Origin of the sequence: Vibrio sp. 1159 (assembly GCF_033340395.1) — a bacterium.
In the GTDB taxonomy this organism is placed as follows: Bacteria; Pseudomonadota; Gammaproteobacteria; order Enterobacterales; family Vibrionaceae; genus Vibrio; species Vibrio alginolyticus.
On sequence record NZ_JAWOWL010000023.1, the window covers coordinates 63459 to 89738 of the forward strand.

28 protein-coding genes and 1 pseudogene are annotated in these 26280 nt (G+C 46.4%); 13 read left to right on the forward strand and 16 right to left on the reverse strand.

Annotated elements, in window-relative coordinates; genetic code table 11:
* Positions 1-69 precede the first annotated feature (69 nt).
* The gene (locus R7127_RS17380; RefSeq protein WP_318148473.1) at positions 70-291 is read left to right on the forward strand and encodes a helix-turn-helix transcriptional regulator; all 222 of its coding nucleotides are present in this window, start codon (positions 70-72) and stop codon (positions 289-291) included.
* Here R7127_RS17380 and R7127_RS17385 read toward each other — a convergent pair.
* Entirely contained in the window at positions 284-1858 is a 1575-nt protein-coding gene (locus R7127_RS17385) for a recombinase family protein (protein WP_053301539.1), read from the reverse strand. The two genes, R7127_RS17380 and R7127_RS17385, sit on opposite strands and share 8 nt — an antisense overlap.
* A 52-nt stretch (positions 1859-1910) precedes the next feature.
* Here R7127_RS17385 and R7127_RS17390 point away from each other — a divergent pair.
* Positions 1911-3247: pseudogene (locus R7127_RS17390) on the forward strand (YifB family Mg chelatase-like AAA ATPase); the annotation flags it as partial.
* 58 nt (positions 3248-3305) lie between these two features.
* On the opposite strand, the gene R7127_RS17395 reads toward R7127_RS17390, so the two are convergent.
* Complete coding sequence (locus R7127_RS17395) at positions 3306-4262, reverse strand: DUF2860 domain-containing protein (RefSeq protein WP_258483907.1); 957 nt, start codon at positions 4260-4262, stop codon at positions 3306-3308.
* Between the two features lie 149 nt (positions 4263-4411).
* Here R7127_RS17395 and R7127_RS17400 point away from each other — a divergent pair, with 149 nt between their 5' ends.
* A complete protein-coding gene (locus R7127_RS17400) occupies positions 4412-5290 on the forward strand; it encodes an acyltransferase (RefSeq protein WP_033906583.1) in 879 nt (292 codons plus the stop codon).
* Between the two features lie 46 nt (positions 5291-5336).
* Here the strand turns inward: R7127_RS17400 and R7127_RS17405 are convergent, their stop codons facing one another.
* From R7127_RS17405 to R7127_RS17425, 5 genes are all read right to left on the reverse strand, one after another.
* Complete coding sequence (locus R7127_RS17405) at positions 5337-5939, reverse strand: thiol:disulfide interchange protein DsbA/DsbL (RefSeq protein WP_005379036.1); 603 nt, start codon at positions 5937-5939, stop codon at positions 5337-5339.
* Between the two features lie 34 nt (positions 5940-5973).
* A complete protein-coding gene (locus R7127_RS17410) occupies positions 5974-6960 on the reverse strand; it encodes a serine/threonine protein kinase (protein ID WP_005379037.1) in 987 nt (328 codons plus the stop codon).
* A gap of 53 nt (positions 6961-7013) precedes the next feature.
* Positions 7014-8435: a cytochrome c oxidase accessory protein CcoG gene (gene ccoG, locus R7127_RS17415; protein WP_033906581.1), complete on the reverse strand. Its 1422-nt coding sequence runs from the start codon at positions 8433-8435 to the stop codon at positions 7014-7016.
* A gap of 307 nt (positions 8436-8742) precedes the next feature.
* Positions 8743-9009 carry a YihD family protein gene (locus R7127_RS17420; protein WP_033906580.1) on the reverse strand — a complete coding sequence of 89 codons (267 nt, stop codon included), beginning with the start codon at positions 9007-9009 and terminating at the stop codon, positions 8743-8745.
* A gap of 166 nt (positions 9010-9175) precedes the next feature.
* Positions 9176-9343 (reverse strand): hypothetical protein, encoded by a 168-nt coding sequence (locus tag R7127_RS17425; protein WP_005379043.1) that lies wholly within the window; start codon positions 9341-9343, stop codon positions 9176-9178.
* Positions 9344-9639: 296 nt separating this feature from the next.
* Here R7127_RS17425 and R7127_RS17430 point away from each other — a divergent pair, with 296 nt between their 5' ends.
* Complete coding sequence (locus R7127_RS17430; RefSeq protein WP_005379045.1) at positions 9640-10446, forward strand: sporulation protein; 807 nt, start codon at positions 9640-9642, stop codon at positions 10444-10446.
* Between the two features lie 70 nt (positions 10447-10516).
* On the forward strand, positions 10517-11170 hold the full coding sequence (gene trhA / locus R7127_RS17435) for a PAQR family membrane homeostasis protein TrhA (RefSeq protein ID WP_005379047.1): 654 nt from the start codon (positions 10517-10519) through the stop codon (positions 11168-11170).
* Between the two features lie 33 nt (positions 11171-11203).
* On the opposite strand, the gene R7127_RS17440 is transcribed toward trhA, so the two are convergent.
* The 6 genes from R7127_RS17440 to def form a co-directional block, all read right to left on the reverse strand.
* Positions 11204-11788 (reverse strand): DUF3157 family protein, encoded by a 585-nt coding sequence (locus tag R7127_RS17440; protein WP_054575337.1) that lies wholly within the window; start codon positions 11786-11788, stop codon positions 11204-11206.
* 26 nt (positions 11789-11814) lie between these two features.
* Positions 11815-13260, reverse strand: coding sequence for a TrkH family potassium uptake protein (locus R7127_RS17445; protein WP_017821575.1), 1446 nt, complete (start codon positions 13258-13260; stop codon positions 11815-11817).
* Between the two features lie 9 nt (positions 13261-13269).
* Positions 13270-14646 (reverse strand): Trk system potassium transporter TrkA, encoded by a 1377-nt coding sequence (gene trkA / locus R7127_RS17450; RefSeq protein WP_005379062.1) that lies wholly within the window; start codon positions 14644-14646, stop codon positions 13270-13272.
* 63 nt (positions 14647-14709) lie between these two features.
* On the reverse strand, positions 14710-15993 hold the full coding sequence (gene rsmB, locus R7127_RS17455; protein WP_258483906.1) for a 16S rRNA (cytosine(967)-C(5))-methyltransferase RsmB: 1284 nt from the start codon (positions 15991-15993) through the stop codon (positions 14710-14712).
* Positions 15994-16073: 80 nt separating this feature from the next.
* Positions 16074-17021 (reverse strand): methionyl-tRNA formyltransferase, encoded by a 948-nt coding sequence (gene fmt, locus R7127_RS17460; protein ID WP_318142057.1) that lies wholly within the window; start codon positions 17019-17021, stop codon positions 16074-16076.
* A 33-nt stretch (positions 17022-17054) separates the two neighbouring features.
* Complete coding sequence (gene def / locus R7127_RS17465; protein WP_005379068.1) at positions 17055-17573, reverse strand: peptide deformylase; 519 nt, start codon at positions 17571-17573, stop codon at positions 17055-17057.
* Between the two features lie 138 nt (positions 17574-17711).
* Between def and R7127_RS17470 the strand changes: the two genes are divergently transcribed.
* The 4 genes from R7127_RS17470 to R7127_RS17485 all read left to right on the forward strand — a co-directional run bounded on the left by R7127_RS17470 (position 17712) and on the right by R7127_RS17485 (position 21027).
* Positions 17712-18806 (forward strand): LysM peptidoglycan-binding domain-containing protein, encoded by a 1095-nt coding sequence (locus tag R7127_RS17470; RefSeq protein ID WP_005379070.1) that lies wholly within the window; start codon positions 17712-17714, stop codon positions 18804-18806.
* Complete coding sequence (gene dprA / locus R7127_RS17475; protein ID WP_005379072.1) at positions 18790-19899, forward strand: DNA-processing protein DprA; 1110 nt, start codon at positions 18790-18792, stop codon at positions 19897-19899. The genes R7127_RS17470 and dprA overlap by 17 nt, the downstream gene beginning before the upstream one ends.
* A gap of 2 nt (positions 19900-19901) precedes the next feature.
* Positions 19902-20381: a DUF494 family protein gene (locus R7127_RS17480; RefSeq protein ID WP_005379074.1), complete on the forward strand. Its 480-nt coding sequence runs from the start codon at positions 19902-19904 to the stop codon at positions 20379-20381.
* A gap of 76 nt (positions 20382-20457) precedes the next feature.
* Positions 20458-21027, forward strand: a complete 570-nt coding sequence (locus R7127_RS17485; protein ID WP_047102572.1) for a type I DNA topoisomerase — start codon at positions 20458-20460, stop codon at positions 21025-21027.
* A gap of 65 nt (positions 21028-21092) precedes the next feature.
* On the opposite strand, the gene R7127_RS17490 is transcribed toward R7127_RS17485, so the two are convergent.
* On the reverse strand, positions 21093-22226 hold the full coding sequence (locus R7127_RS17490; protein ID WP_158157064.1) for a 5-(carboxyamino)imidazole ribonucleotide synthase: 1134 nt from the start codon (positions 22224-22226) through the stop codon (positions 21093-21095).
* 4 nt (positions 22227-22230) lie between these two features.
* Positions 22231-22716, reverse strand: a complete 486-nt coding sequence (gene purE, locus R7127_RS17495; RefSeq protein WP_005379082.1) for a 5-(carboxyamino)imidazole ribonucleotide mutase — start codon at positions 22714-22716, stop codon at positions 22231-22233.
* Between the two features lie 199 nt (positions 22717-22915).
* Here purE and R7127_RS17500 point away from each other — a divergent pair, with 199 nt between their 5' ends.
* From R7127_RS17500 to R7127_RS17515, 4 genes are all read left to right on the forward strand, one after another.
* Positions 22916-23473: an L-threonylcarbamoyladenylate synthase gene (locus R7127_RS17500; RefSeq protein ID WP_005379084.1), complete on the forward strand. Its 558-nt coding sequence runs from the start codon at positions 22916-22918 to the stop codon at positions 23471-23473.
* A 47-nt stretch (positions 23474-23520) separates the two neighbouring features.
* Positions 23521-24438 carry an oxygen-dependent coproporphyrinogen oxidase gene (gene hemF, locus R7127_RS17505; protein ID WP_053350839.1) on the forward strand — a complete coding sequence of 306 codons (918 nt, stop codon included), beginning with the start codon at positions 23521-23523 and terminating at the stop codon, positions 24436-24438.
* Positions 24439-24539: 101 nt separating this feature from the next.
* On the forward strand, positions 24540-25373 hold the full coding sequence (aroE, locus tag R7127_RS17510) for a shikimate dehydrogenase (RefSeq protein ID WP_005379088.1): 834 nt from the start codon (positions 24540-24542) through the stop codon (positions 25371-25373).
* A 3-nt stretch (positions 25374-25376) separates the two neighbouring features.
* Entirely contained in the window at positions 25377-25640 is a 264-nt protein-coding gene (locus tag R7127_RS17515) for a DUF1488 domain-containing protein (protein ID WP_005379090.1), read from the forward strand.
* 7 nt (positions 25641-25647) lie between these two features.
* Here R7127_RS17515 and R7127_RS17520 read toward each other — a convergent pair whose 3' ends face one another.
* Positions 25648-26196: a gamma carbonic anhydrase family protein gene (locus tag R7127_RS17520; protein WP_005379096.1), complete on the reverse strand. Its 549-nt coding sequence runs from the start codon at positions 26194-26196 to the stop codon at positions 25648-25650.
* Positions 26197-26280 lie beyond the last annotated feature (84 nt).

Sequence of the window (26280 nt, forward strand, 5' to 3'; positions counted from 1 at the left end):
AAATGCTCCGCCAGTAGAGCATTTTGACATATGTTAAATGAGAAAATTTTGCTCCACAACCAGAGCAAAATGACTATGAACCCAAATGTGACCGGCAAGAAAATCAGAGAGATAAGAAAGAGTAAAAAAATCACTCAGAAAGATATGATCGCCCGTTTGCAATTGAGCGGCCTAGACATGAGCCGCTCTACCTACTCCAAAGTAGAGCTTGAGATTAGACAAGTTCGTGACTTTGAGCTGATTGCCTTCGCTAAAGCGCTAAAAGTTGATGTGAGTGAGTTTTTTAAGTAACTTCGTCACAGTAGTCTTTTTCCCACTCATGCATTTCCGCGAAGCCTCGCTTAGCGTCTTCAATCAAGCTAGCTCTATCTTCTGAACCACTCAAATAGTACTTAAAAGCACTGCGTTGTGTTTCTCTAAAGACAGTCAGATTAACCGTATGTTGATTACGTTGAAATAATTTCACGTGCCACAAGTTGTCACCTTTTTTGCTGACTACTATCCGCTGAATTAGCTTTTTCAGATGTAAGTTGAACCTAACAGCATCGTCTGAATACTCCGCAAGTCTATCCACATCTTCAGTTGTAATATCTCGCGAATTTGCTTGAAGCTGAGCTAAGTGTGAACTTGCTGAGTCTAGCTCTGCTTTTGTTCTTTCTGTCGCCTCTAAGATTAAATCAAACGTTACACCATCTGCATTTGCCAGCTTATCTTTTTGCATTATTAGCCGTGACTGAAGCTCATCTACCCTTGCGATAGCAGTATCTTCAGCCTCCGATATTGTCGCGCTATTCTCAATTACCAAATTTTTAGCAACCTTGAATATGTGCTCATCTAAGTCACGTATACCATTTTTAAATTCACATCCACCGCTCACTGAAGCCACGCATATCCATTGCTTGTATTCGATAGTGCGCTTTTTCGTAGTACGTTTGCTGAGTTTTTTTTGCATTGCTGAACCACAGTGACCACATCGAACCAGCCCACTTAAATGATTGTGTTTTTTGTGACCACCTGTCCGATTTACGTATTCAGACTGTAATTCTTTGAACTCGCTGTAGGATATTAGAGGAGGGTAGTAATTATGAATTAGCTCCTCTTTTATAAATTTGCCATCCTTAACTGTCCCTACCTGATATCCACCATACAGTGCATCATGAGATAGCATTTCACGAACAGCAGTATCAGACCATGTTTTCCCATACCTTGTCTGAATGCCTAACTCATTTAATTTCATTGCAATTTTGTGATAACCAGCTCCCTGCTGACGTAGCTTAATCATTTTACGAACGTACTGAGCGTTCTCATTTAGTTTATATGTATCGCTTTCCCGTGATAACCACCAAACCAAGCGCTTTTTGATAGCCTTACCTTGCCTTGCGTCGTCTTTCTGCCGCTTCTTCGCCGCTTTAACTCGTTCAGCTTTTTTCACCGACTCCTGGTGAGCTAAGTCTGCTGATGCAGCTAAACGTATTACAGCAATCAAATCATTCAGAGAATCCTTTGTTAAGTGCAAACCATCATGAAGCGAAACGATCTCAACATCGTGCCTTAGTATTGATTTCACAATCTCTTGAGTCTTATCAATACCTGCGCGACTAAGCCTATCAACTGATTCCAGAATGATTACGCTTCCGTGTTGTATTGAGCCGTTCTTAATTGCTGAGAGCATGTCCTCAAGAGACGCCCTATCTCTATCTTTAAAAGCACTGATACCTAAGTCTTGATATGACGTTTCAGACAGTTTTAAATTGTGTTCAGTGCAATAACGCCGAGTATCGTCTAGCTGTCTTCGCAGTGAGTCACCTAACTCTTGTGCTTTGCTGCTGAATCTAATGTACGAGTAAGCTGTTTTCATTGCGCCCCTTCCTGTAATAGCCACAAACTATATCACAGTTGTCTATTTCAAAAAGTTTATTACCGTGAACTTGGCTCCGGCAGATCTACCCAAGGAGGGAGGACGTTTTGATCTTCCTATTGCATTGGGAATTTTGGCCGCTTCGGAGCAAATCGCGACAGATAAGCTCAAAAATTACGAATTTGTTGGTGAGTTAGCACTATCTGGTGGTCTGAGACCTGTAAAAGGTGTGCTGCCTGCTGCGCTGGAAGCTAGTAAGATTCAACGCCATTTGGTCGTCCCACATGTGAATGGCGATCAGGCGGCGCTGGTGGGGAAGGAACAACATAAATCGGCCCAATCATTACTGGAAGTATGTGCCGAGCTTTGTGGTCAACATCGACTGAATCTTTTTCAAACGCCTAAGCGAAAAACGATCGAAAAACATGGTCGAGACTTACAAGATATTATTGGCCAACAACAAGGTAAGCGAGCACTGGAGATTGCTGCCGCTGGAAACCACAACTTACTTTTCCTTGGCCCGCCAGGTACTGGAAAAACGATGTTGGCTTCGCGTTTGTGTGACTTATTACCGGAAATGAGTGACGAAGAAGCAATGGAAACCGCTTCGGTGGCATCGTTGACTCAGAGTGAAATTAATGAGCATAACTGGAAGTCGCGTCCGTTTCGTTCTCCGCATCATTCAAGTTCAATGGCGGCATTAGTCGGCGGTGGTTCGGTACCCAGACCAGGGGAGATCTCTTTAGCCCACAACGGGTTATTGTTTCTCGATGAAATGCCCGAATTTGATCGTAAAGTTCTGGACTCGTTACGCGAACCGCTCGAATCTGGCGAGATCATTATCTCTCGAGCGCAAGGTAAAACACGCTTTCCGGCTCGTTTCCAATTAGTTGGAGCCTTGAACCCAAGCCGACAGGATATTACGAAGGCAATCAAGCGCGCACCAATCCACAAGCTATTTTGCGCTACCTTGGTCGATTATCTGGACCACTGTTAGATCGCTTTGATATGTCTTTAGAAATCCCAGCTTTGCCCAAAGGGACATTAGCAGAAGGTGGTGATCGCGGTGAGCCGACTGCTATCGTAAAAGCGCGTGTGAGCCATGCGCGTAACAATATGCTAAACCGCAGTGGTAAGGTCAATGCACTGCTAGGTAGTCGAGAAATTGAGGCGTTTTGTCCCTTGCATAAGAGTGATGCTGAGTTTCTTGAAACCGCTTTGCATCGTTTAGGACTCTCTATTCGTGCATATCATCGTATTATCAAAGTGGCGCGAACAATCGCCGATCTGGATGGGGCGGAGCAAATTGAACGAACGCACTTGGCCGAGGCACTTGGGTATCGAGCGATGGACCGTTTACTGAAACAGCTTACGGCGCAAGCGGTATAGAGACATGCAAAATGTCATCGCAACAAGTGTTGTGAGCGCCTTGTTGCGATGAAGGACGTTAGAAGGTGTAGTTGAGACCAAGCGACAATAGGTACTCTTTCTCCTCATAAAACGTGATATTCGAGTCAGTTTGGCTATAGCCGGCTAAAGAAATGAACGACCAGTCTTGCCAGTCAAATACGTTTTGATATTCGTAGGCCGCAAATAGGCTGATGGTGTCGTTATTTCGTGTTTTAGCAAAAGTTTGGCTAGCTGCTTGATAGTCTTTCCATGCATAACCCGCGGTGAGGGCCAATCGATGACGGTTGATAAATTTAAACCAGCTAATGTCAAATCCGTACGAATCAAATGACTCCGCCTTACCGTCGGCATCTTGATTGATGTAGGTGAAAGCGGGTTGCAACATAGATGTTTGGTTGAGTGGAATGCGATAGTCGCCTTTGACATAGTAAAGGTTAGCATCGCGAGCAAGTGAGCGGTCTGTCACTTCCTCCTGCTCGATGTCTTTATCAGCATAAGCAAGATCAAGGTTGAAGTTCTTATCAATCAACCCTTTGATCTGAAAGCGATACGCATTGCCGTCAACATCCGTCTCTTTACGTGCGGTTCCTACTTGATAAGGGTTGCGCCAAGTTTCGCCTTTGAGTACCGTCGGCAGATAGGAAACATCGAGCACGGTGCCAGATTGTAGCTCGTGTTGATAGCCCAACTGAAAAGCGAGTGTACCTACCGCGACATCTGAGCGTGTGGTACCGGCGTAAACTTGGTGGTTGAGTCGGCTACCAAAGGTGTATGTCACACTCCCTAGCGGTGCAGCGATAACAGAACTGTCACTATCGGCACGCTTATCGAGAGAATCGATGGTGTTACTATTTTCTGTATTGAAATTGGATTCTGATGATATGAATCCGGCATTCAGCGAAATTTCACCGCCAAAACCTGCGGTTTCAGCGAGTTGAGCCTGAGCAGAACTGACGACAAAGGCCAAAGGCAAGAGAAGTAGCCTTGGTTTCATTCGTTATCTCCTTGTTGTCGAATGAATGGTGCACATATTGGTTGCGGTAACAAATCTGACCATTTCCACGCATGTTCCAATGTGGCAAAGGCGCAGTATAATTACACGCTGTTTTATTCTTCACACATTATCACTGTTGTTTGACTATCATGTTGGCATATTTGTTATTTTTTTTTAACGCTTCTTTTGTGATTCTCAATTCTGCGGTTTGTTCACTCGCAATTTGTGTTATCGCTGTATTTAAAATATTGCTTCCTGGCGTAAAGCTAAAAGCACTAGCGACCGTTTGTGCCAATAAGGTGATGTGGTTATGGGCTACCGTTAATGCGTGCATTCTGGCGGTATCTAACCGTGTTGAGTGGGATGTTCAGGGCGGTGAAGCGCTTAAAAAAGACGGGTGGTATCTGCTGATCAGTAACCATCTCAGTTGGACAGATATTGTTGTGCTTTGCTGCGTGTTTAAAGACCGTATTCCCATGCCGAAGTTTTTCCTCAAGCAACAACTGCTGTATGTGCCTTTCATCGGGATGGCGTGTTGGGCGCTCGATATGCCATTTATGCGTCGCTATTCGCGAGAGTATCTGATCCGCAACCCTCATAAGCGAGGTAAAGATTTAGAGACGACACGTCGCTCGTGCGCTAAATTCAAACACACTCCAACCACAGTGGTTAACTATGTCGAAGGAACCCGATTTACCGAAGAAAAGCAGCGTAAGAGTAAAGCAAACTATCAATATTTGCTGCAACCAAAGTCGGGCGGGATTGCGTACACGTTAGCGGCGATGGGGGAGCAGTTCGAGAGCATTATCGACGTTACGTTGGCGTACCCAGAAAATACGCATAAACCGTTCAAGGATTTATTGATGGGCCGCATGAGCAAGGTGGTTGTGCGTGTAAATGTGTTACCCGTTGATGAAAGAGTGCTTGGTGATTACTTCAACGATAAGCCCTATAAGCGACAATTTCAGCAATGGTTGGGGGATGTGTGGCAAGAAAAAGATCGGTTGCTACAAGAGATTTACAAATAAACAAAAGGGGAGCGACGTGTTCCCCTTTTGATTGATATCGATGTGCTTATTTTAGTGTCAGCAAGTAGTTCACCAGAGAGAAGTACTCATCCATCGTTTTGATGCTTTGTGCTTGAACTAGGTATTTGTTGTTAACGATAACCGCAGGAACGCCGGTTAGACCGCTGTTTTCAAATTGCTTGTCCATACGGCGAACCATTGAATCAACCGCGAAGCCTTTGAATGCAGAATCGAATTTTTTCGCATCTACACCTTCATCAAGGAAGATTTGACGAAGTTCTTCATCATTACGTGGTGCTTTCTTTAGATTGTGGATGCGGTTAAACATCACTGGCACCATTTTGTCTTCCACTTTTAGTGCAACCATCGTTGCGTAGGCTTTGCTCATTGATGGGCCCATGTTGCCACCCATGAAAGAAACGTGGTTTTTTAATAGCTTAGTACCTTCTGGCAACTGCTTTTTCAGTTGCTGGATAACCGGTTCAAAGCTATTACAGTGCGGGCAGTAGAAAGAGAAAAACTCCGTCACAAGAGGTTTTTTTGATGCCTCAAGATCCAATACTTTGTAATGTTCACCTTCTTTGAATTGCGCTGCATGTGCCGACAGGCTTAACATCAGCATAGAAAACAGTGCGAACAGTTTTTTCATCGAAATATCTCCATTTTTGAATTTTTGGCCTGACTTACCACTGAGGCATTAAAGACAGCGGTGCTTCTTCTAAAGCGGCGATCTGCTCTTTAAATGCAAGGACCTGACCTTCCCAGTATTTTGGCTCATTAAACCATGGAAAAGCGAGAGGAAATGCAGGGTCATGCCAACGTTTTGCTAGCCATGCCATATAGTGCACCATTCGTAGACCGCGAAGTGGCTCGATTAGTTTCAATTCTGCAGGATTAAAGTCGCAAAACTCTTGGTAAGCCTCTAAAACAATATCCAACTGCATCAGTTTGTCTTGGCGTTCACCGTTCAATAGCATCCATAAGTCTTGTACTGCAGGGCCGTTACGAGCGTCATCCAAATCAACAAACATAGGGCCATCTCGCCACAAAATATTGCCTGGGTGGCAATCGCCATGCAAACGAATCATATTGAAGCCTTCTTGCCAGTGGCTTTCAATTGATTTGATCAGCATATCCAAGTCATTGAAGAAGCTGTTCTCCAAGTGCATTGGAATCATATTGGCGTTTTGCAGAATCTCTCTTGGTTGATACAGGTATTCTTGTAAGCCGATCGTAGGGCGATGTTGGAACGCTTGGCGGCTGCCGACTTTATGGATGCGGCCAAGGAAACGCCCTACACCTTCGAGCTGATCTAAATTGTCAACCTCGTATTGGCGACCACCCACGCTATCAAACAGCGCAAAAGCATAGCCTTGATAGTGATGCAGGGTTTCACCGTTGATGCGCACAGGTGGTGCGACGGGTATCTCATTGCCAATCAGCTCTAAAGTAAAGTCGTGCTCCTCTTGGATCTGTTCATTGCTCCAACGTTCAGGACGGTAAAACTTGACGACATAACGACGACGCTCTTCGTCAGTAAATTGATAAACACGGTTTTCGTAGCTATTGAGGGGAAGAAAGCCTGATTCTGCGCGAACGCCGATGCTTTCTAACGCGTACCACATAAAGTCTGGGGTAAGGGCGTCAAAGTTAAACATACTTTGGGACATATAAACAAAAAGGCTCATTACTGAGCCTTTTTCCGTTAGTCACTGAAGTAGCACTATAGTTTTTTAATAAAACGGCTTTCTACTTCAATGGTGAATTCGTTGCTCTTATCGGTGAGTATAAACTGAATTGTCGTAATCGCAGAGTTTAGCTTGTCAGGATCGGCACCAAGACTCATTGGCAGGTTTAATACCTCACCTGGCTGGACCTGAATTGTCTGCTTACCATACCAGCTTACATCGGATAGCCCTTCAACATCCAACGAGTACTCTTGCACTTGCTGAGTTTTGTTGATCACTTTGAGGGTGTAGGTGTTTTCTACTTCTCCCGAGCTATTAACGCGGAACAGTTGGTTACGGTCGCGAATAACACTCATGCCGGCTGGGTCTACCGCTGCAATTTGGGCAAAGAAAAGACCGACCATGACGAGTAGTACGGCACCATAGCCTAGCAGCTTCGGACGCATGACTTTGGTACTCTTACCCGATAAGCGATGTTCGGTGGTGTAACTAATTAGGCCTTTCTCGTAGCCCATGCGATCCATGGTGTTGTCACACGCATCAATACAGGCGCCACAGTTGATACATTCATACTGCAAGCCGTCACGAATATCGATACCTGTTGGGCACACCTGCACACACAAATCACAATCAATACAATCACCCAAACCAAGCTGCTTTGGATCGGCTTTACGCGGACGTGGGCCACGTTTTTCCCCACGTTTTGCATCGTAGCCAACGATGAAGGTGTCTTTATCAAACATGGCAGACTGGAAGCGCGCGTAAGGACACATGTGAATACACATGATGGAACGCATCCAACCAGCATTACCATAAGTACAAATGGCAAAGAACATTACCCAAAAGACGGGCCAGAAGTTGGCGTTAAAGGTGAAAAAGTCGATAACCAATTGCTTCATTGGCACGAAGTAGCCAACAAAAGTAAAACCAGTGGCGAGTGCAATGGCAAACCAAGCTATATGTTTGACGGTTTTACGCATCGCTAAATTCGCCGTCAGCTTATTGGAGTCTTGTTTACGGCGTTTATTGGCACTACCTTCGAGCTTCTCTTCAAACCAGATATACATGAAGGTCCAGACGGTTTGTGGGCAGAGATAGCCACACCAAACTCGACCTAAGAAGGTGGTAATAAAGAACAACCCAAACGCCGCGATCACAAACAGCAAGGCGAGTAGGGTAAGATCTTGTGGGTACAGTGTGGTACCGAAAAAGTTGAACTGCTGGTTGCCAATATCAAGCAAGATCGCTTGACGTTCACCGTAAGGGATCCACGGTATCAAAGCGAAGAGAAGTAGTAAGAACCAACCACCGTAACGACGCAGTTTCTGGTAAGTCCCTTTGCTTTCGCGTACATAGATGCGATTACTTGGGTTAAACCGATCCCCGTTTCCTTTGTGGGTTTTGGGATTATAGGTTTTAGGAGTCACATCTTTGATATCGATCTTGTCCTGACTCATGCACTCATCCTTCTTAGGCTTTTATAATGTACGGCGTCATTTCTATTGATGTCGCTCGATGACATTGCTGCTCGTTCCGTCATAAAGATGACCGAACATAATTATTTTAGTAAATACTGATGAACGGCGATTATACAATCAATAACAATTCCGTTTCTTTAACGCAGTCAATGTTTAACAACAAAAATCAGTACAGTTAACCTGATAATTGGCTGAACAGTTATAACCAATTGTGGGACTAAAAACTTTGGTTATAAAAAAGCGACTCACAGGAGAGTCGCTTAAAGAATACTGGCTGTTGAGCTGGTTATTTGATGATGCCACGAGCGCGTAGGATCGCCGTTTTAAAATCGTCTTCTTGGTCTTTTTTGAGTCCAGGGATCATTTCATCTTTGCTGCTATTACGCATTTTAAGGTGGTAGATCAGTACATCGTCGGTCAGATCTTCTAGCTTTCCTTCATAGCCTGCTTCTTTTGCCAGCTTAACGATGAACTGCAATAGGTTCAGCTCTTGCTCTTTATGCCATTCAGGCTCTAGTAGCTCAAGCAGCTCTTCAATGCGATGACACTTCATTTCTTTCTCCACAGAATTTATAGGTGTAATTAGCAGTAAAGGTACCAAATTGCTTTGCGAAGACCAAATAGGAAAAACGATCTCTTTCACCGTGGTTTGTTCTAAGTCTTTGAAGCTTTATGAGTCTCGTGCAAAGAAAAAAGCGCAGCTGGCGCCGCGCTTTTGATTAAGCTGCTTTGATAACTTTGGCCGGAACACTCGACATCATTGCTGTCTTCTCAACCAATGTCATTGCTGGCGCAACTTGCTTTGCCTTTGGTGCAGTAGTAAAGCCACTGCGGCGGCGCATTGCACTAGTATTAGTGTGTGCGAACCTGACTGTTGTTGGGCGCATTAATTTACCTAACTGTCAGGCATATCCATTGCCGATGTAATGGCCTGAATCATTATGAGCTAGGCTCCAACAAGATTGAAGAATCACTCTTCTGGCTCTCGCCAATCCAGTTAATGAGTCAGGAATACCGATATGCATGCATATCAAGTGTAAGATTAGCATCCTTGTAATAATTGGTCGATAGTTGAGCAATTGAATTGTTTAGATTTTGTCATTTTGTCGCGATGTTCGAGGCAATTTTTGTTTGATCCCACGATCAGCAGTAGTAGTATGAGATCTCGATGAAGGAGGTGCCTATGTCATTTTTGAAGAAGACACTTGCCAGTTTTGGGATTGGGAGCGCGAAGGTCGACTCAATCTTAAACCAAGACGTGCTATACCCAGGTCAAAGTGTGGATGTGTCTATCCATGTATATGGTGGTGCGACTGAACAAGCGATCGACAACATTGATTTAAAACTCTGTTGCCGCTACATCGCCGAAGCCCCTGATGACCGTGGTGCGCGAGAAGGACACAGCATGCGCCGAGTACCTCAAACTCATGTGCTTGCTAAGTGGAGTCTCCCTTACGCATTTACCATCCATTCCGGCGAAGAGCGTACCTTCGATGTTAAGCTCGATGTGCCTTGGAACACGCCTGTCACCATTGGTGATGCCAAAGTATGGTTAGAAACTGGCTTAGACGTTGCTGCTGCTTTGGATCCGACTGATAAAGACATCCTCACCGTCCGACCTGATCCACTGATGGATGCGGTACTATCTGCATTTGAAGCGCAAGGTTTACGAATTCGCCAGGTGGAATGCGAGGAAGTGAAAGGATTCGATCTACCATTTGTGCAAGAGTTTGAACTGGTGCCAACCGACGGACCTTACCACGGCGTGTGGCGCGAATTAGAATTTGTTGCCCACCGCAGTGAGCAAGAGCTCAAGTTGTGGTTTGAAGTTGACCGCACACGCAAGGGGCAAGGTGGCATGCTCGCAAGCTTACTGGGTAGTGGCAAACTCAAGCGAGAGCTGACCATTCCTGCCACGACTAAGCCAGATCAAGTTGGCGAACTGGTACTCAATTATCTCGATCAAACTACTGCCGTTCATGAGTCTTAATTTAAGCTTACACGTGTAAGCCTAATGTGCCATACTAGAGCAAATTTCAAACTCTAGTATAGGCGCATTGATGTCCGAGCTGCAGAAACCTCAATACAGTCAACGTGAAGAACTGGCCAATACCATCACCCACGGTATAGGGATGATTTTTGGTATTGTTGGCTTGATACTGCTGTTAGTTAAAGCCATAGACCATCAAGCTGACACTTTAACGCTTACCAGTATGGCGATTTATGGTGCGAGTATTATCGTGCTATTTTTGGCCTCGACGCTCTATCATGCGATCCCTCATCCCAAAGCGAAACGTTGGCTAAAAACCTTCGACCACTGTGCTATTTATCTTTTGATAGCAGGCAGCTATACCCCTTTCTTGTTAGTCAGCTTAAGAACACCTCTAGCATTTGGGTTGATGATCGTTATTTGGAGCATTGCGTTGATCGGCATCATCATGAAAGTTGCGTTCGTCTATCGATTTAAAAAGCTTTCTTTGATGACGTACTTGGTGATGGGATGGTTATCGTTGATTGTGATTTATCAATTAGCTATTAACTTGGATGTCGGCGGACTTACACTGCTTGCCGCTGGTGGAATTGTGTATTCACTGGGGGTGATTTTCTACGTTGCGAAGCGCATTCCTTTTAACCATGCGATCTGGCACGGCTTTGTTTTGGCTGGCTGCGTGTGCCATTTCTTTGCGATTTATTACTTTGTTGAGCCTATCTAGCCGATAGGCTCAACAAAGAATATTAAACACGTATTAGCGAGTTTTTACCTCTAGCACTTTGGCAGAAAACTGATATTGCTGTGATTGCGGTACAGCCAATTTAATGCTCTTACCTTGTTCCGCTTGCTGTGGTCGCAGGTAGGTATCCGCCATGCGCTTGATGGATTGCCAAACTGTTACGTTTTCTTTTGCCAGTTGCTGACCAGACATATCAAACACTTGCACCTCAACTTCCACTTGAATGACAGATTGAGAGCTTTGGTTGGTGATTGATGTAGGTAAAACAAGCTCACCGCTTTGATAGCTTGCTGAACCAATCAATACATCCACACCTGAATCTGATAGCTGCATGGTTGGCTTTTTGGCATTTACCACCACGGTCGTGCCAACGGTTTTCGTTACCACTGGAATTGTCGCAATCGCAGGAGCTGCGATTGTTTCAACTACGCTTGCTGTTGTTTGTGTCTCCGTCGCTTGCTGCGCCGGTTTTTTCATGACGTATTCCCAGGTAAAGTCATCGTTCAACTTCACTTCTCGACCATCGGCTAAAGTGATGACCTCGGCGGCGTATGTGGATGAGGCGGCAAGTAGGGTCGCCAGAGTAATCCATGTTTTCATTGTTATACCTTTTAATTAGAGTCTGCTTAGCGGCGCCAAAACGCAGGAAAGAACAGTACAAGAATAGTCAGAATTTCCAAGCGGCCCATTAACATCCCAAAGCTTAAGAGCCATTTGGCAGTATCGGGCAGAGGCGCGAAGTTGCCTGTCGGGCCAATCACACTACCCATACCAGGGCCAACATTGGCAACGGCGGTGATTGAGCCAGAAATACTGGTCACAGGGTCGAGGCCAAGAGCACTTAAACAACCCGCGATAAAGATAATGGTGATAAAAAACATCAAGCCAAATGCCACCACTGAGCGAACAATATCATCATTCACCGGTCGCTGGTTATAACGCTGTACAAACACCCCTGAAGGGTGAATCAACTTCATCATTTGTTTGTTTAGCAGCGTCATTGCAATTTGGAAGCGGAAGATTTTGATCCCGCCAGACGTTGATCCTGAGCATGCCCCCGCCATCATTAAGAATGCGAAAAGAGTGGTGGGTAATGCGCCCCATGCGGTGAAGTCTTCTAAGCCAAAGCCAGTTGTGGTGACGACAGAGACAATATTAAACATCGACACTCGCAGGGCATCCAAAATGGTGTACCCATCTCGAATCACTAGCCAAGCTGAAATCACTAAGCTTGAGAATACGAACAGGTACGCAAATCCTCTAACTTGAGCGTCGTTAACCAACACATCAATACGGCGTTTACGTAATGCGGCGATAAAGAGCAAAAACGGCAAACCACCTAAGAACATAAAGGTAGTGGCCACCCAATGTGCGCCATTAGAGAAGTGGTTCATTGACCCATCAGATGTAGAGTATCCACCCGTCGATAGCGTAGTAAAGGCATGGTTGATTGCTTCGAACAGGTTCATGCCGGTGATCAAGTAGCCCAAAATACATAGGCCCGTTAGCATCAAATAAACCGCTACGATGTTTTTGGCGACCGTTTTCGCTCTTGGACTACTTTTATCCGACCAATCTGATGATTCGGTTTGGAATAGCTTCATACCACCGACATTCAGCATAGGTAACACTGCTACCGCCATCACGATAAAACCAATGCCACCAAGCCATTGTAAAATAGAGCGCCACAGCAATATGCTCGGCGCCATGTTGTCTAGGCCACTGAGCACCGTTGAGCCCGTCGTGGTGATACCCGACATCGTTTCGAAGTAGGCGTCGGTGAAGCTGATGTGGTTGATAAACACAAATGGCAAGGCGGCAAACGCACTCGCGATGGTCCAAACCAAACTGGTGATGAGGAACATATCGCGTACGCTGAGTTTGAACTTGGCGGTTCGACCTATCGTTAGGCAGATGAAGGCGGCAAGGTGCGTGATCACAACGGCTTGGGCGAAATCGAGGAATCCCCCCGTACCGGTAAAGAAAGCGACCAAAGTCGGCACGTACATAAACAGGGCCAGTTTGGATAAAACCAGCCCGATAACAAACAGTACGGGACGTAAGTTGACCATAGGAAAATCCTAGAGGAAAAATGGACTCGGTTGGAATAGCGCTTCGACGTCTGATACGTATTTTTTGTTGACCAGGAACATCACCACATGATCATCCTGCTCGATGACCGTACGGTCGTGGGCAATAAGAACTTCTTCGCCACGAACGATAGCACCAATGGTGGTCCCAGGTGGAAGCTTTATATCTCCAATCGCACGTCCAACCACTTTAGATGTACTTTCATCACCGTGAGCGACGGCTTCAATCGCTTCCGCAGCGCCGCGGCGAAGTGAGGATACGTTTACGATATCAGCGCGACGAACGTGCGTTAGCAAGGCTGAAATAGTGGCTTGCTGAGGTGAGATTGCTACATCAATTACGCCGCCTTGTACCAGGTCTACATAAGCGCCACGTTGGATCAGCACCATCACTTTTTTAGCGCCCATGCGTTTTGCCAACATTGCAGACATGATGTTGGTTTCATCTTCGTTGGTCAGCGCGATGAAGACGTCGACTTGGTCGATGTTCTCTTCCGAGAGAAGCTCTTGGTCTGCCGCATCACCGCAGAACACGATGGTGTTTTCTAGTTGCTCAGAGAGCTTTTCTGCACGCTGGTAGTTACGCTCAATCAGCTTCACGCTGTAAGTTTGCTCTAGGCGTTTTGCCAAGCTTGCGCCGATGTTACCCCCGCCAACAATCATGATGCGGCGGTACGGTTTTTCTAGGCGCTGAAGCTCACTCATCACTGAGCGAATATGATTACTTGCTGCAACGAAGAACACTTCATCGTCGGCTTCAATAATCGTGGTGCCTTGTGGGCGAATCGGGCGACCCTGGCGGAAAATAGCTGCCACACGGGTATCAATGTGCGGCATGTGCTCACGCAAAGCAGACAACGCATTACCCACCAGCGGGCCACCATAGTAGGCTTTCACCGCCACTAGGCTGACTTTCTGTTCAGCAAAGCTCACCACTTGCAGCGCGCCCGGGTATTGGATCAGACGTTCGATGTAGCTCGTAACGAGTTCTTCTGGGGCGATAAGGTGATCGACAGGAATGGCGCCAGATTTAAACAGGGCTTCTTTTTCTGCCAAGTATTCTGGAGAGCGAATACGTGCAACGCGGTTTGGGGTATTGAATAGAGTGAACGCGACCTGACAGGCAGCCATGTTGGTTTCATCAGTGTTGGTTACTGCGACGAGCATATCGGCGTCTTGCGCGCCAGCTTCATGCAGCACGTCTGGGTGGCTCGCATGGCCATTGACCACACGCAGGTCGTATTTGTCCTGCAATTCACGCAGTCGGTCGGCATTATTGTCGACGATGGTGATGTCGTTGTTTTCACCCACTAGGTTTTCTGCCAGTGTGCCGCCAACCTGACCTGCACCAAGAATAATGATCTTCATACTCTTTTCTCGTATCTGAAAAAGGCGATTGAAATCACTTCAATCGCCCTATTTAGCATGCTGTTACGCGTGTGTTTTAGTTAGCACTGCGTAGTAGAAACCATCCATATCTTCTTCGCCTGGTAGAATTTGACGACCAGGCTGGTCGGGATCAGAATCCAGCAGTTGCGCATCCGCGGTACGTGCTAAAAACGCTTTTACTTGCTCCACGTTTTCTTGCGGTGTGATTGAACAAGTCGCGTAAACCATTGTGCCGCCGGGCTTCAGTTGCGTCCACATGGCATCAAAAATTTCACTTTGCAGCTCTGCTAATGCGGCGATGTCGTCTGCACGACGTAGCCATTTGATGTCTGGGTGACGACGAATCACGCCAGTCGCAGAACATGGGGCATCCAGCAAAATGCGATCAAATTGCTCGCCTTGCCACCATTCTTGTGGATTACGCGCATCACCGCAAACCACTTTTGCCTGAAGGTTGAGACGCTTCAGGTTTTCATGCACACGTTTCAAGCGTGTGTCGTCGCAGTCAATCGCGACCACTTCACTGCCTGACGTGCGCTCTAGAATGTGCGCCGTCTTGCCACCTGGCGCTGCACAGCAATCTAAAATCAGTTCGCCGTCTTGTGGTTTTAGGTAGTTGATCGAGAGCTGCGCCGCCGCATCTTGGACCGAAACCCAACCTTTTTCAAAACCAGGTAGCTTCATCACATCATATGGTGCGGCCAATTTTATGGCGTCCATTGCTTCTGTGTGTGGCGTGCTATCAATGTTTTCATTTTTGAGCAGCGCAAGGTATTCATCACGAGTGTGGTGTTGATGGTTCACACGCAGCCACATTGGTGCTTTTTGGTTGTTCGCTTCAACAATGCTTTCCCATTGCTGTGGGTAGGCCTCTTGCAGCAGTTTTAGTAACCAGCTTGGGTGACCGTACTTGCCAGCGTTGTTGCTGACGGCCATTTGGTCGAGTTCTTCTTGGTTGCGCTGGTAGTTACGCAATACAGCGTTAATCAAACCACGCAGACGAGGACCTTTCAGCTCTTTAGTGCCTTCAACCGTTTCACCAACTGCTGCGTGCGCAGGAATGCGCATGAAGCTCAGTTGGTAAATACCAACCAGAATTAGGTGATGGAATACACGTTGTTTGCCTTTGAGGGGCTTATCCATCAACTGGTTTGCGATCATTTCTAGGCGAGGGAGGTAACGTAGCGCACCGTAACAGATCTCTTGTAACAGAGCGTGGTCACGAGGTCGTACCGTTTGTTGAGCCGCTGGAAGAGCGCTTGAAAGTGAGTGGCCCTTGTCGACGACAAGATACAGGACGTTAGCAGCCGCAGCGCGAACATTCATGATGAGTACCTTAAAGTAAAGGAGGGCATCTCTGCCCTCTAAAAGTTCGTATAATCGGGGATAATAACCCCTAGTATGGCTTAAACCAGCAGAGTGCCAACTTCAAACCAAGCCGCACGCGAATTTAGAATATCCTGAACTGACATGGCTTTTTTGCCAGGAACTTGCAGTTGCTCTAGCACCAGTACGCCGTTGCCTGTCGCAACATAAATACCGGTTTTATCTGCTTGTACGATGGTGCCGGCTGGCTTGTCACTGGTTTGCTCTGCCACACGGCTTTGCCATACTTTGATGCTGTTTTCTGCCGCCTCAAAGTGGCTCATTGGCCATGGGTTAAATGCACGAACGCAGCGCTCAATGTGCGCCGCATCGTCGTTCCAGTTGATGCGTGCTTCTTCTTTGCTGAGCTTTTTCGCATAGTTCGCTAGCTCATCGTCTTGCTTCACTGGCACTGCTTTACCCGCAGCAATGTCTACTAGGCAGTCAATCAGGGCTTCTGGACCAAGCTCAGCCAATTTTTCGTACATTGAAGCGCTGGTATCTGTCGCTTCGATTGGCAGAGTTGCAATCTTCAGCATATCACCAGTATCGAGACCGATGTCCATCTGCATGATGGTCACGCCAGTTTCTGCATCGCCCGCCCAAATAGAGCGTTGGATTGGAGCCGCACCACGCCAACGAGGTAGGATAGAACCATGTACGTTGATACAACCCAGTTTAGGTGTATCAAGAACCGCTTGTGGCAGCAGCATACCGTACGCCACGACAACCATGAGGTCGGCGTTCAGATCGGCAAGTTCTTGTTTCGCTTCGTCGGACTTAAAGCTTTCAGGTTGGTAAACCGGGATATTGTGTTCTAGCGCCAGTTGTTTTACCGGTGGCGCAGCCAATTTTTTGCCACGACCCGCTGGACGATCTGGGTTTGTGTAAACCGCGATGACGTCATGCTCCGAAGACAACAACGCCGCCAAGTGACGGGCGGCGAAATCCGGAGTACCTGCAAAGACAATTCGTAAAGACTGACTCAAGGTAGACTTCCTTCTAATTGGTATGGTTCGAGATTAAGCGTTTTGCTGCTTCTCGTTAAAGCGTTTGATTTTCGCTAGCTTGTCCTGAATGCGTTTGCGTTTCAGTGGCGATAGGTAATCCACGAACAGCTTACCTTGTAAGTGATCAAGCTCGTGTTGAACACAAATCGCTAGCAGGTCGTCGGCTTCAAAGGTGAACTCTTTGCCATCACGATCCAGTGCTTTAACGGTAACTTCTGCAGCGCGAGGCACAAGTGCGCGCGCACCTGGTACCGACAGACAGCCTTCTTCGATGCCATCTTCGCCACGCTTTTCCAGAATCTCAGGGTTGATTAGCACCATCGGCTCATCGCGAGTTTCTGAAATATCAATCACTACGATACGTTTGTGGATATCAACCTGCGTTGCAGCAAGGCCAATACCTTCTTCGTCGTACATGGTTTCAATCATGTCATCGACGATTTTTTGAATCTCAGGTGTCACCGCTTCAACAGGCTTTGCGACTGTGCGCAGGCGATCATCCGGGAATGTTAATACTTGTAATACAGACATATTCACTCGAAATATTGAACTGTGCCGAAACAGCACAAACCTTGTTGGCTCAATTCTAGACATTTTATAGCCTAAATGACAGCATCCTTGCACCAATTTCCATTCTGGTTCCTGCTTAATAGACCAAGGACGAGGGTCATGAATCGAATTTTCCGCAACGTTGCCAGTGTTACGTTGCCGTTACTTTTCTCTTTCAACGCTGTAGCAAATGTGGATGCGAACCCACTGACTGTTAAAGATGATGCGCCACAAACATATGTAGTTGTGAAGGGCGATACGCTATGGGATATTTCGGCCATGTACTTGGATAGCCCGTGGTTGTGGCCTCGTTTATGGCAAGTAAACCCGGAAATCGATAACCCTCATTTAATTTATCCCGGAGACAAGCTGTCTTTGGTATGGATTAACGGTCAGCCCGTGTTGAGCCTAAAACCGGTTAAGAAGCTGAGCCCGAAAGCTCGCATCACAGAAAAGAAAGCCGTACCAACGGTCGCGGAAGGTTTGGTGATGCCTTACCTCAAATCGGATCGGTTGCTAGATAAAGATTCGTTGAACAATGCTGCAAAAGTGATGGGTAGCAGCAAAGGCAGTAAGTATCTGACTACAGAAGATGTGCTGTATATCAATGGCAATCAGACCGCGACAGGTTGGGCTATTTACCGACCAGTAGCTACCTTTTCGCGTGACGATGTGTCCGAAGAGATTACCGCGCTGCGTTTGATTGCCAAAGGCGAGCTCGTTGAAGCTTCGAGTGATTATTCAGGTTTGAAGCTTACATCGCAAATGCAAGAAATCCTACGTAACGATATCGCGTTGCCAAATCAATCGGTTGAGAATACTGACTTCACGACTACGTTCTATCCGCTGCCGTCGCCACAAGGCAGTTCTGCAAAGTTGCTAGGTAATATCGAAGGTATTCGCTTTAGTTCAACTAACCAAGTCGTGGTGATTGATAAAGGCACGTCAGATAATCTCAAGCAAGGCAGTGTGTTTGATTTAAAAGAAGACGCGCACCCAGTTTACAAAGACGGCGATGAGTTCAAGAAAGAGTTTGGCGTGCTTGATAAGAAAATCACTTTGCCTCAAAGCAAAGTTGGTGAGTTGCTGGTCATTCGTCCTTATGAGTACTTTAGCTTGGCACTGATCACTAACAGTAAGAAACCCATTAACCAAGATATTTCGGTGGTGTCACCGTTGGCGGACGAATTAACCATCGATGAATCGACGAAATAACGATGATCTCGCTGCCTGGTTAAAACTGAGTTGTTTGCCAGGCATTGGCGGCGTCAAAATGAATAAGCTACTGGCAAGAGACACGCCACGTAACATCGTAAACTTCTCTCCTGAACAGCTACAACAACTTGGGTTAACAACTAAGCAAATTCAAGCTTGGGCTTCAACAGATAAAGAAGTCGATGCTTGTTTAAGCTGGCTTGAAGCTTCTACAAATCATCATATCCTGACACTGACTGACCCGCATTATCCACCTCAACTCAAACAAATCGTTGCGCCGCCACCTCTGCTTTTTGTGCAAGGAAGTTCTACTTGTCTCTCTCAGCCACAAATCGCGATGGTTGGCAGTCGAAATGCGAGTATTGATGGATTACAGCATGCACGTCAGTTTGCTGCAGAGTTTGTTCAGCACGATTTTATTGTCACCAGTGGTCTCGCTTTAGGCATTGATGGTCATGCGCATGATGGTGCGTTGCAAGCGGGTGGTAAGACGATTGCGGTGCTAGGATCTGGCTTAGCAAATATTTATCCGGCACGTCATCGTGGTTTAGCGCAACGTGTTATTGAACATGGGGCTTTGGTGTCTGAGTTTCGGCCTAATGCCAAGCCGCGCCCAGAAAACTTCCCGCGTCGTAATCGTATTATTAGTGGATTATCGCTTGGTGTACTGGTCGTCGAGGCGGCGAAAAAGAGCGGCTCGTTAATTACAGCTCGTTACGCGCTTGAGCAAGGTCGAGAAGTATTTGCGCTGCCAGCGTCAATTAATGCCCCCAATGCCTGCGGTGGAAACCAGTTGATACGTCATGGCGCTTGCCTCGTAGAAAAGACGAAAGATGTCTTAGATGAAATACAGTCCTTGCTTGATTGGTCTATTAATCAGAGTACCGATTTATTTTCTACGTTAAATGATGAAGAAGAATTGCCATTTCCTCAGCTGTTAGCTAACGTAGGAAGTGAAGCTACACCGGTTGATATTCTTGCAAACAGGACCAATATACCTGTCCAAGAAGTCATGATGCAGCTCTTAGAGTTAGAACTCTCTGGGCATGTCGTTGCGGTTTCAGGTGGCTATATTCGAAAGGGGAGGGGCTAGCTATGATGATGGATATACTGATGTATCTATTCGAAACCTACATCCATAGCGATGCAGAGTTACAGGTCGAACAAGACGAGTTGGAAGAAGAGTTGCTTCGTGCAGGCTTCCAACAAAAAGATATCTACAAAGCCCTTGTCTGGTTAGAAGAGCTTGCCGCATTGCAGCAAAGTGACACCTCTTCTGCAATCTCGACTTGCATGGCTTCGTCATCAACTCGTATCTACACAGCGAAAGAGATGCAGCGTTTAGATTTGGAATGCCGAGGATTTCTATTGTTTCTCGAGCAAATCAATGTGTTAACCACAGAAACTCGCGAAATGGTGATTGACCGAGTGATGGGATTAGAAACGAGTGAGTTTGAGCTTGAAGACCTCAAATGGATCATTCTGATGGTGCTGTTTAATGTGCCTGGCAACGAAAACGCTTACACGCTAATGGAAGAGCTGTTGTACACCAAGGAACAAGGGATTCTTCACTAACCATCTGGGCAAGTTCGAGTTTAACTAGAATAAACGCGAGCTTGTCTTTTTGTGTGTTTTTCACGAAACGGTAAGTATGAGTAGTAAAATCGACAACACCCTTTTCTCTGCCCATGAACACGCTTTGGAGCACGAGCCGTGTCCAAAATGTGGTGGTGAGCTGACTCTCAAGCACGGAAAACATGGCCCATTCCTCGGCTGTAACCATTACCCAAGCTGTGATTACATTAAACCGCTACACAGCAATGATGGTCACATCGTGAAAGAGTTGGGTGTGCCTTGTCCTGAGTGTGGCAATGAGTTGGTTCTCCGCCAAGGGCGCTACGGTATGTTCGTCGGTTGTAGTAACTACCCGGCTTGTCATCATATTGAGTCGATTAATCAACCAGAGCCAGAGGCGCAGTCACAAGAGCAACACGCTTGCCCTGAATGTGGCAAAGGACATTTGGTTGGGCGTAAAACCCGATTTGGAAAAACATTCTACGCGTGTGACAACTACCCTAAATGCAAATTTGCTGTGAACCTTGCTCCGGTCAAGGGGCGATGCGAAGAGTGTGGTTTTACTCTGTTGGTGGAGAAGAAACTCGCCAGTGGTGTGAAATTGCAATGTGCTAATCGTAAGTGTCAGCACACCCAGCAAGGGTAAATATATCAAAGGAATTAAAAAGGGTCGCATCGTGCGACCCTTTTGCTATTTATTCCGCTGCTTTTCTATGCTTGCCACTGCTTGGCAAATTCATGTACGGCAGGGAAAGCCTGTTCATCCAATACGTCTGCTAATGCACAAAGTTTACGATTAAGTTCGCCAGTGTAGTCACCACATACGTTGATGTGTCCCATCTTGCGACCCGCACGTTTTTCTTTGCCGTACCAATGAATGTGGCAACCATCCATCGCTAGCAATGCTTCTGGTAGTGTGTCTTCACCAAGAATATTAATCATCGAGGTTTCACGAACCAACTTCGTGCTACCCAAAGGCATGCCGCACACGGCGCGTAGATGATTCTCAAATTGACAGGTTTCTGCACCCTGTTGAGTCCAATGACCAGAGTTGTGTACGCGTGGTGCGATTTCATTGACTAGCAAAGTACCGTCAACATCGAAGAACTCCAGCGTTAGCACACCAACGTAATTCAAGCTGTTGGCAACGGCCGTGAACATCTGTTTTGCTTGCTCTTGCAACTCTGGTGCATCAATCGCAGTAGAAAGGCTCAATACACCATTGGTGTGGACGTTCTCTGCCAGAGGGTACACTTCAACGCTGCCATCTTTACCGCGAGCACCAACCAGTGAAACTTCGCGGTTAAAAGGGACAAATTCCTCAGCAACAATCGCTTGAGTTGGTGTTGCGGCAATGCACTCTGCCATCTCAGTCCAAATGTCGTCGACTTGAGAAGCTTCTTTTAAGCGCCATTGACCTTTACCATCGTAACCACCCAATGCACTTTTCAGAACCATTGGCATACCAACGTGTTCAATTGCGCGGTCAAAGTCTTCACGAGTTTCAATGACGTAGTATTTCGCGTTGCGCACGCCAGCATCATCAAGCAGTGCTTTTTCAATACGGCGATCACCACCTGCTTTGATGGCTTGCGTACTTGGTAGGAACTTGCCGCTCGCTTCGCAAACCTTGAGCTCGTCATGTGGAATATGCTCGAACTCGGCAGTAATCACGTCAACTTGCGTAATCGCATTTTCCAAGCCATGGCCAAGTACCTGTTGAGTTAAAGGGTGAACGACATCACCGCTGCTGACATCGTAAGCTGAAATTTGAATATTCAGTGGCGCACCAGCCAGAGACATCATACGAGCCAACTGACCCGCACCAAGAACCAGTACATGCATCTGATTAATCCTCTGCAGGGTTTGGATTTGCGAGAACTGTTTCCGTTTGCTCATTACGGAATGCTTCTACCTTCGCCATGATGTTTTCATCATGAGTGCCTAGGATTTGCGCTGCTAGGATACCGGCGTTTGCTGCGCCCGCTTCGCCAATCGCCAATGTACCAACCGCAATTCCCTTTGGCATCTGTACAATAGAAAGCAATGAATCCATACCTTTCAGTGCACGAGACTGAACGGGAACCCCAAGCACTGGCAAACTAGTAAACGCCGCCGCCATACCTGGTAGGTGGGCTGCACCACCTGCGCCTGCGATGATAACTTTGATGCCGCGTTCTTTTGCGCCACTAGCGTAGTCAGCCAGTAATTGAGGAGTTCGGTGTGCTGACACGACTTTTGTTTCGTAAGGCACGCCAAATTGGTCTAGCATGTCCGCTGCTAGTTTCATGGTTGGCCAATCGGATTTAGAACCCATGATGATACCGACTTTCATCTCAAACTCCTTTAAGCTGCAAAAATTAGGTGAGCTATAAATTTGTGCGCATTATACGGGGATTTTTATCTCAAGCAAACGTTTGCGTCTTGTTGTTGGCGCTATTGATACATTTTATAAAAAAATTGCTTTAGTGTCTGAGAATGAATATTTGTACACTTAGTGAAAACAACACAGTCAAACAAATAGGAAGTAATCGGTGGATAACTTTGAACAAGTGCTCAACGCACTCAAGCAAGGCGAAGTGATTGCCTATCCAACAGAAGGGGTTTTTGGTGTCGGATGTGATCCAGATAACCCAGAAGCAATTCAAAAGCTATTAGAGCTCAAGCAGCGTCCGGTAGAAAAAGGGCTGATTCTCATCGCGGCAAGTTATGATCAGCTCTTGCCTTATATTGATGAATCTCAGTTGACTGAAGAACAATTACAGACTGTTCATGCCACTTGGCCAGGCCCATACACTTGGATCATGCCAGCGAGCGATAAAGTATCCAACTGGGTTTCAGGGCAGTTTGATTCAATTGCGGTTCGTGTGACTGATCATCCTTTGGTGCAAAAAATGTGTAATGCATTCGGAAAGCCGTTAACCTCTACCAGCGCGAATCTTTCCGGCTTACCACCGTGTATGACCACGGAAGAAGTCGAAGAGCAGTTGGGTGATAAGCTGGTCGCCATTCTTCGTGGCGAGACCAGCGGTCGTGATAAACCCAGCGAGATTCGTGACGCCAAAACTTCACAAATATTAAGACAGGGTTAACCCTGCTAGCCAGCCATCATTAGGTTTCACGTAATAGGTAATAACGTATGTCAGCGATCGATAAGCACGCCGTAAAGCAGTTCTTGATGTCACTTCAGGACTCCATTTGTCAGCAGTTAGAACAAGAAGATGGAAAGGCCGTCTTTGTCGAGGATGCATGGCATCGTGAACCGGGCGAACGTCTTGGTGGCGGTGGGCGCTCACGTGTTATGCGTGATGGCCTTGTTTTCGAGCAGGGAGGCGTGAACTTCTCGCATGTGGAAGGGAAAGAAATGCCAGCATCTGCGACAGCGCATCGTCCAGAGCTAGCGGGTCGTCGTTTTGAAGCGATGGGTGTTTCTTTGGTTATTCACCCTAAAAACCCTTATGTACCGACTTCACACGCCAATGTCCGCTTCTTTATTGCAGAAAAAGATGGCGAAGACCCAATTTGGTGGTTTGGTGGTGGTTTTGACCTAACGCCGTTCTATCCATTTGAAGAAGATTGCCAATCATGGCACGACACTGCAAAACTGCTTTGTGCGCCATTTGGTGACGATGTTTACCAAGAGCATAAAGCATGGTGTGACAAATACTTCTTCCTACCACATCGTAATGAAACTCGCGGTGTTGGCGGTTTGTTCTTTGATGATCTAAACCAGTGGGAATTTGATAAGTGTTTTGCTTACATCAAAGCAGTCGGTGAAGGCTATTGCCAGGCTTACTTGCCGATCGTTTCTCGTCGTAAAGAGATCGAGTATGGTGAGCGTGAGCGTGAATTCCAACTATATCGTCGCGGCCGTTACGTAGAGTTCAACTTAGTGTATGACCGTGGTACCTTATTTGGTTTACAAAGTGGTGGGCGTACTGAGTCGATTCTGATGTCAATGCCGCCGCTCGCTCGCTGGGAGTACTGCTACGAGCCAGAAGCGGGATCGCCAGAAGCTGAACTTTACGAGCGATACCTAACGCCACGAGAGTGGTAAGCACGGAATCTCCTTTTCTATATAGATAGATAGTGATAGGGTCATCTGTAATCAGGTGGCCCTGCTTTCTCTATATCTAAGTAAGGAACAAAGGTAAGGAAATGACCCAGCAAATTGATCGCTATGCCGTGTTTGGTAATCCTATCGGACACAGTAAGTCGCCATTCATTCACACCTTGTTTGCTCGTCAAACTAATCAATCTTTGGTGTATACCGCAGAAAGTGCACCTGTTGATGGTTTTATTGACGCGGCGAAGGTGTTTTTTGCTGAAGGTGGCAAGGGGTGCAACATCACTATGCCATTTAAAGAAGATGCTTATCAATTTGCTAGTCGATTGACAGAACGGGCTCAGTTAGCAGGCGCGGTAAATACCCTCAAGAAGTTAGACGATGGTGAAATCATCGGTGACAACACTGATGGTGCAGGTTTAGTGCAAGATCTGCTTCAGCATCAGGTTGTATTGGAAGGCGCGCGAATCCTAATTATTGGCGCTGGTGGTGCAGCTCGTGGTGTTATTAAGCCACTACTTGATCAAAAGCCGACCTCTTTAACCATTACCAACCGTACCTTTAGTAAAGCACAGGAGCTTGCAGAGCTGTTTGTCTCTCACGGTCCTATCCTCGCCAAAGAGATAGCAAGTATTGATGAAGAGTATGATGTCATCATTAACTCCACATCCGCTTCTCTTAGTGGTGAACTGCCGACTATTTCATCCTCCATCTTTGCCGCTAACAGTACAAGCTATGACATGATTTATGGCAAAGGGGTGACGAGCTTTAACTTATGGGCAAAAGAGAATGGTGCCGCTCATGCGTATGACGGTCTTGGAATGTTAGTTGGGCAGGCTGCGGAAAGCTTTATGCTCTGGCGTGGCTTACGTCCTGGTGCCAAACAAATTCTCAGAGAACTAAGAAAGAACCTTGAAGGTCAATAAGCGATGAATCAATCCATCTTATTCCCAGATATTCAATCATGGGATGAAGTATCACAATCGGTAAACTTTTCGGCGCAACAATCAGGCGCACTAATAGAGTGCTTTGTGACGAAACAAAAGTTAGAAAAGCTCAGTGGTTCACTGATTGAAACTGAGCAAGCGGCAATTAAAGTGTTTACTGATTACCGATTCGACCTAGAAGAAATGGCTGAAGAGCTAATAGAAGATGAAGCCTTCAACGAAGAAGGCCATATCATCATCGGTTAACAGGGTTTTAGTTCAAGTCTTTTACTTCATTTAAGTAGTCGTTTTTGTTCTGCACATAGTTGTTGGCAGACTTTTGCAAGAAAGCTCGTTCTTTTTCTGATAGAGGGCGAGCTTGTTTTACTGGGCTTCCAACATATAAGTAGCCACTTTCTAATACTTTCCCAGGTGGCACTAAACTGCCTGCTCCGATCATCACCTCTGACTCAATTACAACAGCATCTAAAACAATAGCTCCCATACCAACCAAAACACGATCGTGGATCTCACAACCGTGCAGCATCACTTTGTGGCCAATCGTAACGTCATTACCAATAATCAATGGGTAGCCGTTTGGGTTTTCGGCGTTCTTATGGGTGACATGCAAAACACTGCCATCTTGAATATTCGTTCGATCACCAATGTGAATGTGGTTTACATCACCTCGCGCTGCTACCAGTGGCCAAATGCTAGAATCATCGCCAATTCGGATATCACCGACTAAAACAGAGGTTGGGTCAACGTAAACACGCTCACCAAGTTCAGGCTTTATACCTTTGTAGCTTCTCATTGAGCTCATCTTTTTTCCTTATTCAGGGCGATTACAGGGTGTATGGAGGTAGAATAGTAGTGAAAACTCGCCTTTTAGAATAAAAAACACCCA

What these genes read in the sequence shown, in the direction of transcription:
- R7127_RS17420 (WP_033906580.1), bottom strand. Translation starts at nt 9,009, where the DNA reads ATGAAGTGTCATCGCATTGAAGAGCTGCTTGAGCTACTAGAGCCTGAA.
- R7127_RS17405 (WP_005379036.1), bottom strand. Translation starts at nt 5,939, where the DNA reads ATGAAAAAACTGTTCGCACTGTTTTCTATGCTGATGTTAAGCCTGTCG.
- trkA (WP_005379062.1), bottom strand. Translation starts at nt 14,646, where the DNA reads ATGAAGATCATTATTCTTGGTGCAGGTCAGGTTGGCGGCACACTGGCA.
- R7127_RS17520 (WP_005379096.1), bottom strand. Translation starts at nt 26,196, where the DNA reads ATGAGCTCAATGAGAAGCTACAAAGGTATAAAGCCTGAACTTGGTGAG.
- R7127_RS17445 (WP_017821575.1), bottom strand. Translation starts at nt 13,260, where the DNA reads ATGGTCAACTTACGTCCCGTACTGTTTGTTATCGGGCTGGTTTTATCC.
- trhA (WP_005379047.1), top strand. Translation starts at nt 10,517, where the DNA reads ATGTCCGAGCTGCAGAAACCTCAATACAGTCAACGTGAAGAACTGGCC.
- R7127_RS17395 (WP_258483907.1), bottom strand. Translation starts at nt 4,262, where the DNA reads ATGAAACCAAGGCTACTTCTCTTGCCTTTGGCCTTTGTCGTCAGTTCT.
- ccoG (WP_033906581.1), bottom strand. Translation starts at nt 8,435, where the DNA reads ATGAGTCAGGACAAGATCGATATCAAAGATGTGACTCCTAAAACCTAT.
- R7127_RS17480 (WP_005379074.1), top strand. Translation starts at nt 19,902, where the DNA reads ATGATGATGGATATACTGATGTATCTATTCGAAACCTACATCCATAGC.
- R7127_RS17440 (WP_054575337.1), bottom strand. Translation starts at nt 11,788, where the DNA reads ATGAAAACATGGATTACTCTGGCGACCCTACTTGCCGCCTCATCCACA.
- R7127_RS17425 (WP_005379043.1), bottom strand. Translation starts at nt 9,343, where the DNA reads ATGCGCCCAACAACAGTCAGGTTCGCACACACTAATACTAGTGCAATG.
- R7127_RS17490 (WP_158157064.1), bottom strand. Translation starts at nt 22,226, where the DNA reads ATGCATGTACTGGTTCTTGGTGCGGGTCAGTTGGCTCGTATGATGTCT.
- rsmB (WP_258483906.1), bottom strand. Translation starts at nt 15,993, where the DNA reads ATGAATGTTCGCGCTGCGGCTGCTAACGTCCTGTATCTTGTCGTCGAC.
- R7127_RS17385 (WP_053301539.1), bottom strand. Translation starts at nt 1,858, where the DNA reads ATGAAAACAGCTTACTCGTACATTAGATTCAGCAGCAAAGCACAAGAG.
- R7127_RS17400 (WP_033906583.1), top strand. Translation starts at nt 4,412, where the DNA reads ATGTTGGCATATTTGTTATTTTTTTTTAACGCTTCTTTTGTGATTCTC.
- R7127_RS17430 (WP_005379045.1), top strand. Translation starts at nt 9,640, where the DNA reads ATGTCATTTTTGAAGAAGACACTTGCCAGTTTTGGGATTGGGAGCGCG.
- R7127_RS17485 (WP_047102572.1), top strand. Translation starts at nt 20,458, where the DNA reads ATGAGTAGTAAAATCGACAACACCCTTTTCTCTGCCCATGAACACGCT.
- R7127_RS17380 (WP_318148473.1), top strand. Translation starts at nt 70, where the DNA reads ATGACTATGAACCCAAATGTGACCGGCAAGAAAATCAGAGAGATAAGA.
- R7127_RS17470 (WP_005379070.1), top strand. Translation starts at nt 17,712, where the DNA reads ATGAATCGAATTTTCCGCAACGTTGCCAGTGTTACGTTGCCGTTACTT.
- aroE (WP_005379088.1), top strand. Translation starts at nt 24,540, where the DNA reads ATGACCCAGCAAATTGATCGCTATGCCGTGTTTGGTAATCCTATCGGA.
- hemF (WP_053350839.1), top strand. Translation starts at nt 23,521, where the DNA reads ATGTCAGCGATCGATAAGCACGCCGTAAAGCAGTTCTTGATGTCACTT.
- R7127_RS17515 (WP_005379090.1), top strand. Translation starts at nt 25,377, where the DNA reads ATGAATCAATCCATCTTATTCCCAGATATTCAATCATGGGATGAAGTA.
- R7127_RS17410 (WP_005379037.1), bottom strand. Translation starts at nt 6,960, where the DNA reads ATGTCCCAAAGTATGTTTAACTTTGACGCCCTTACCCCAGACTTTATG.
- purE (WP_005379082.1), bottom strand. Translation starts at nt 22,716, where the DNA reads ATGAAAGTCGGTATCATCATGGGTTCTAAATCCGATTGGCCAACCATG.
- def (WP_005379068.1), bottom strand. Translation starts at nt 17,573, where the DNA reads ATGTCTGTATTACAAGTATTAACATTCCCGGATGATCGCCTGCGCACA.
- dprA (WP_005379072.1), top strand. Translation starts at nt 18,790, where the DNA reads ATGAATCGACGAAATAACGATGATCTCGCTGCCTGGTTAAAACTGAGT.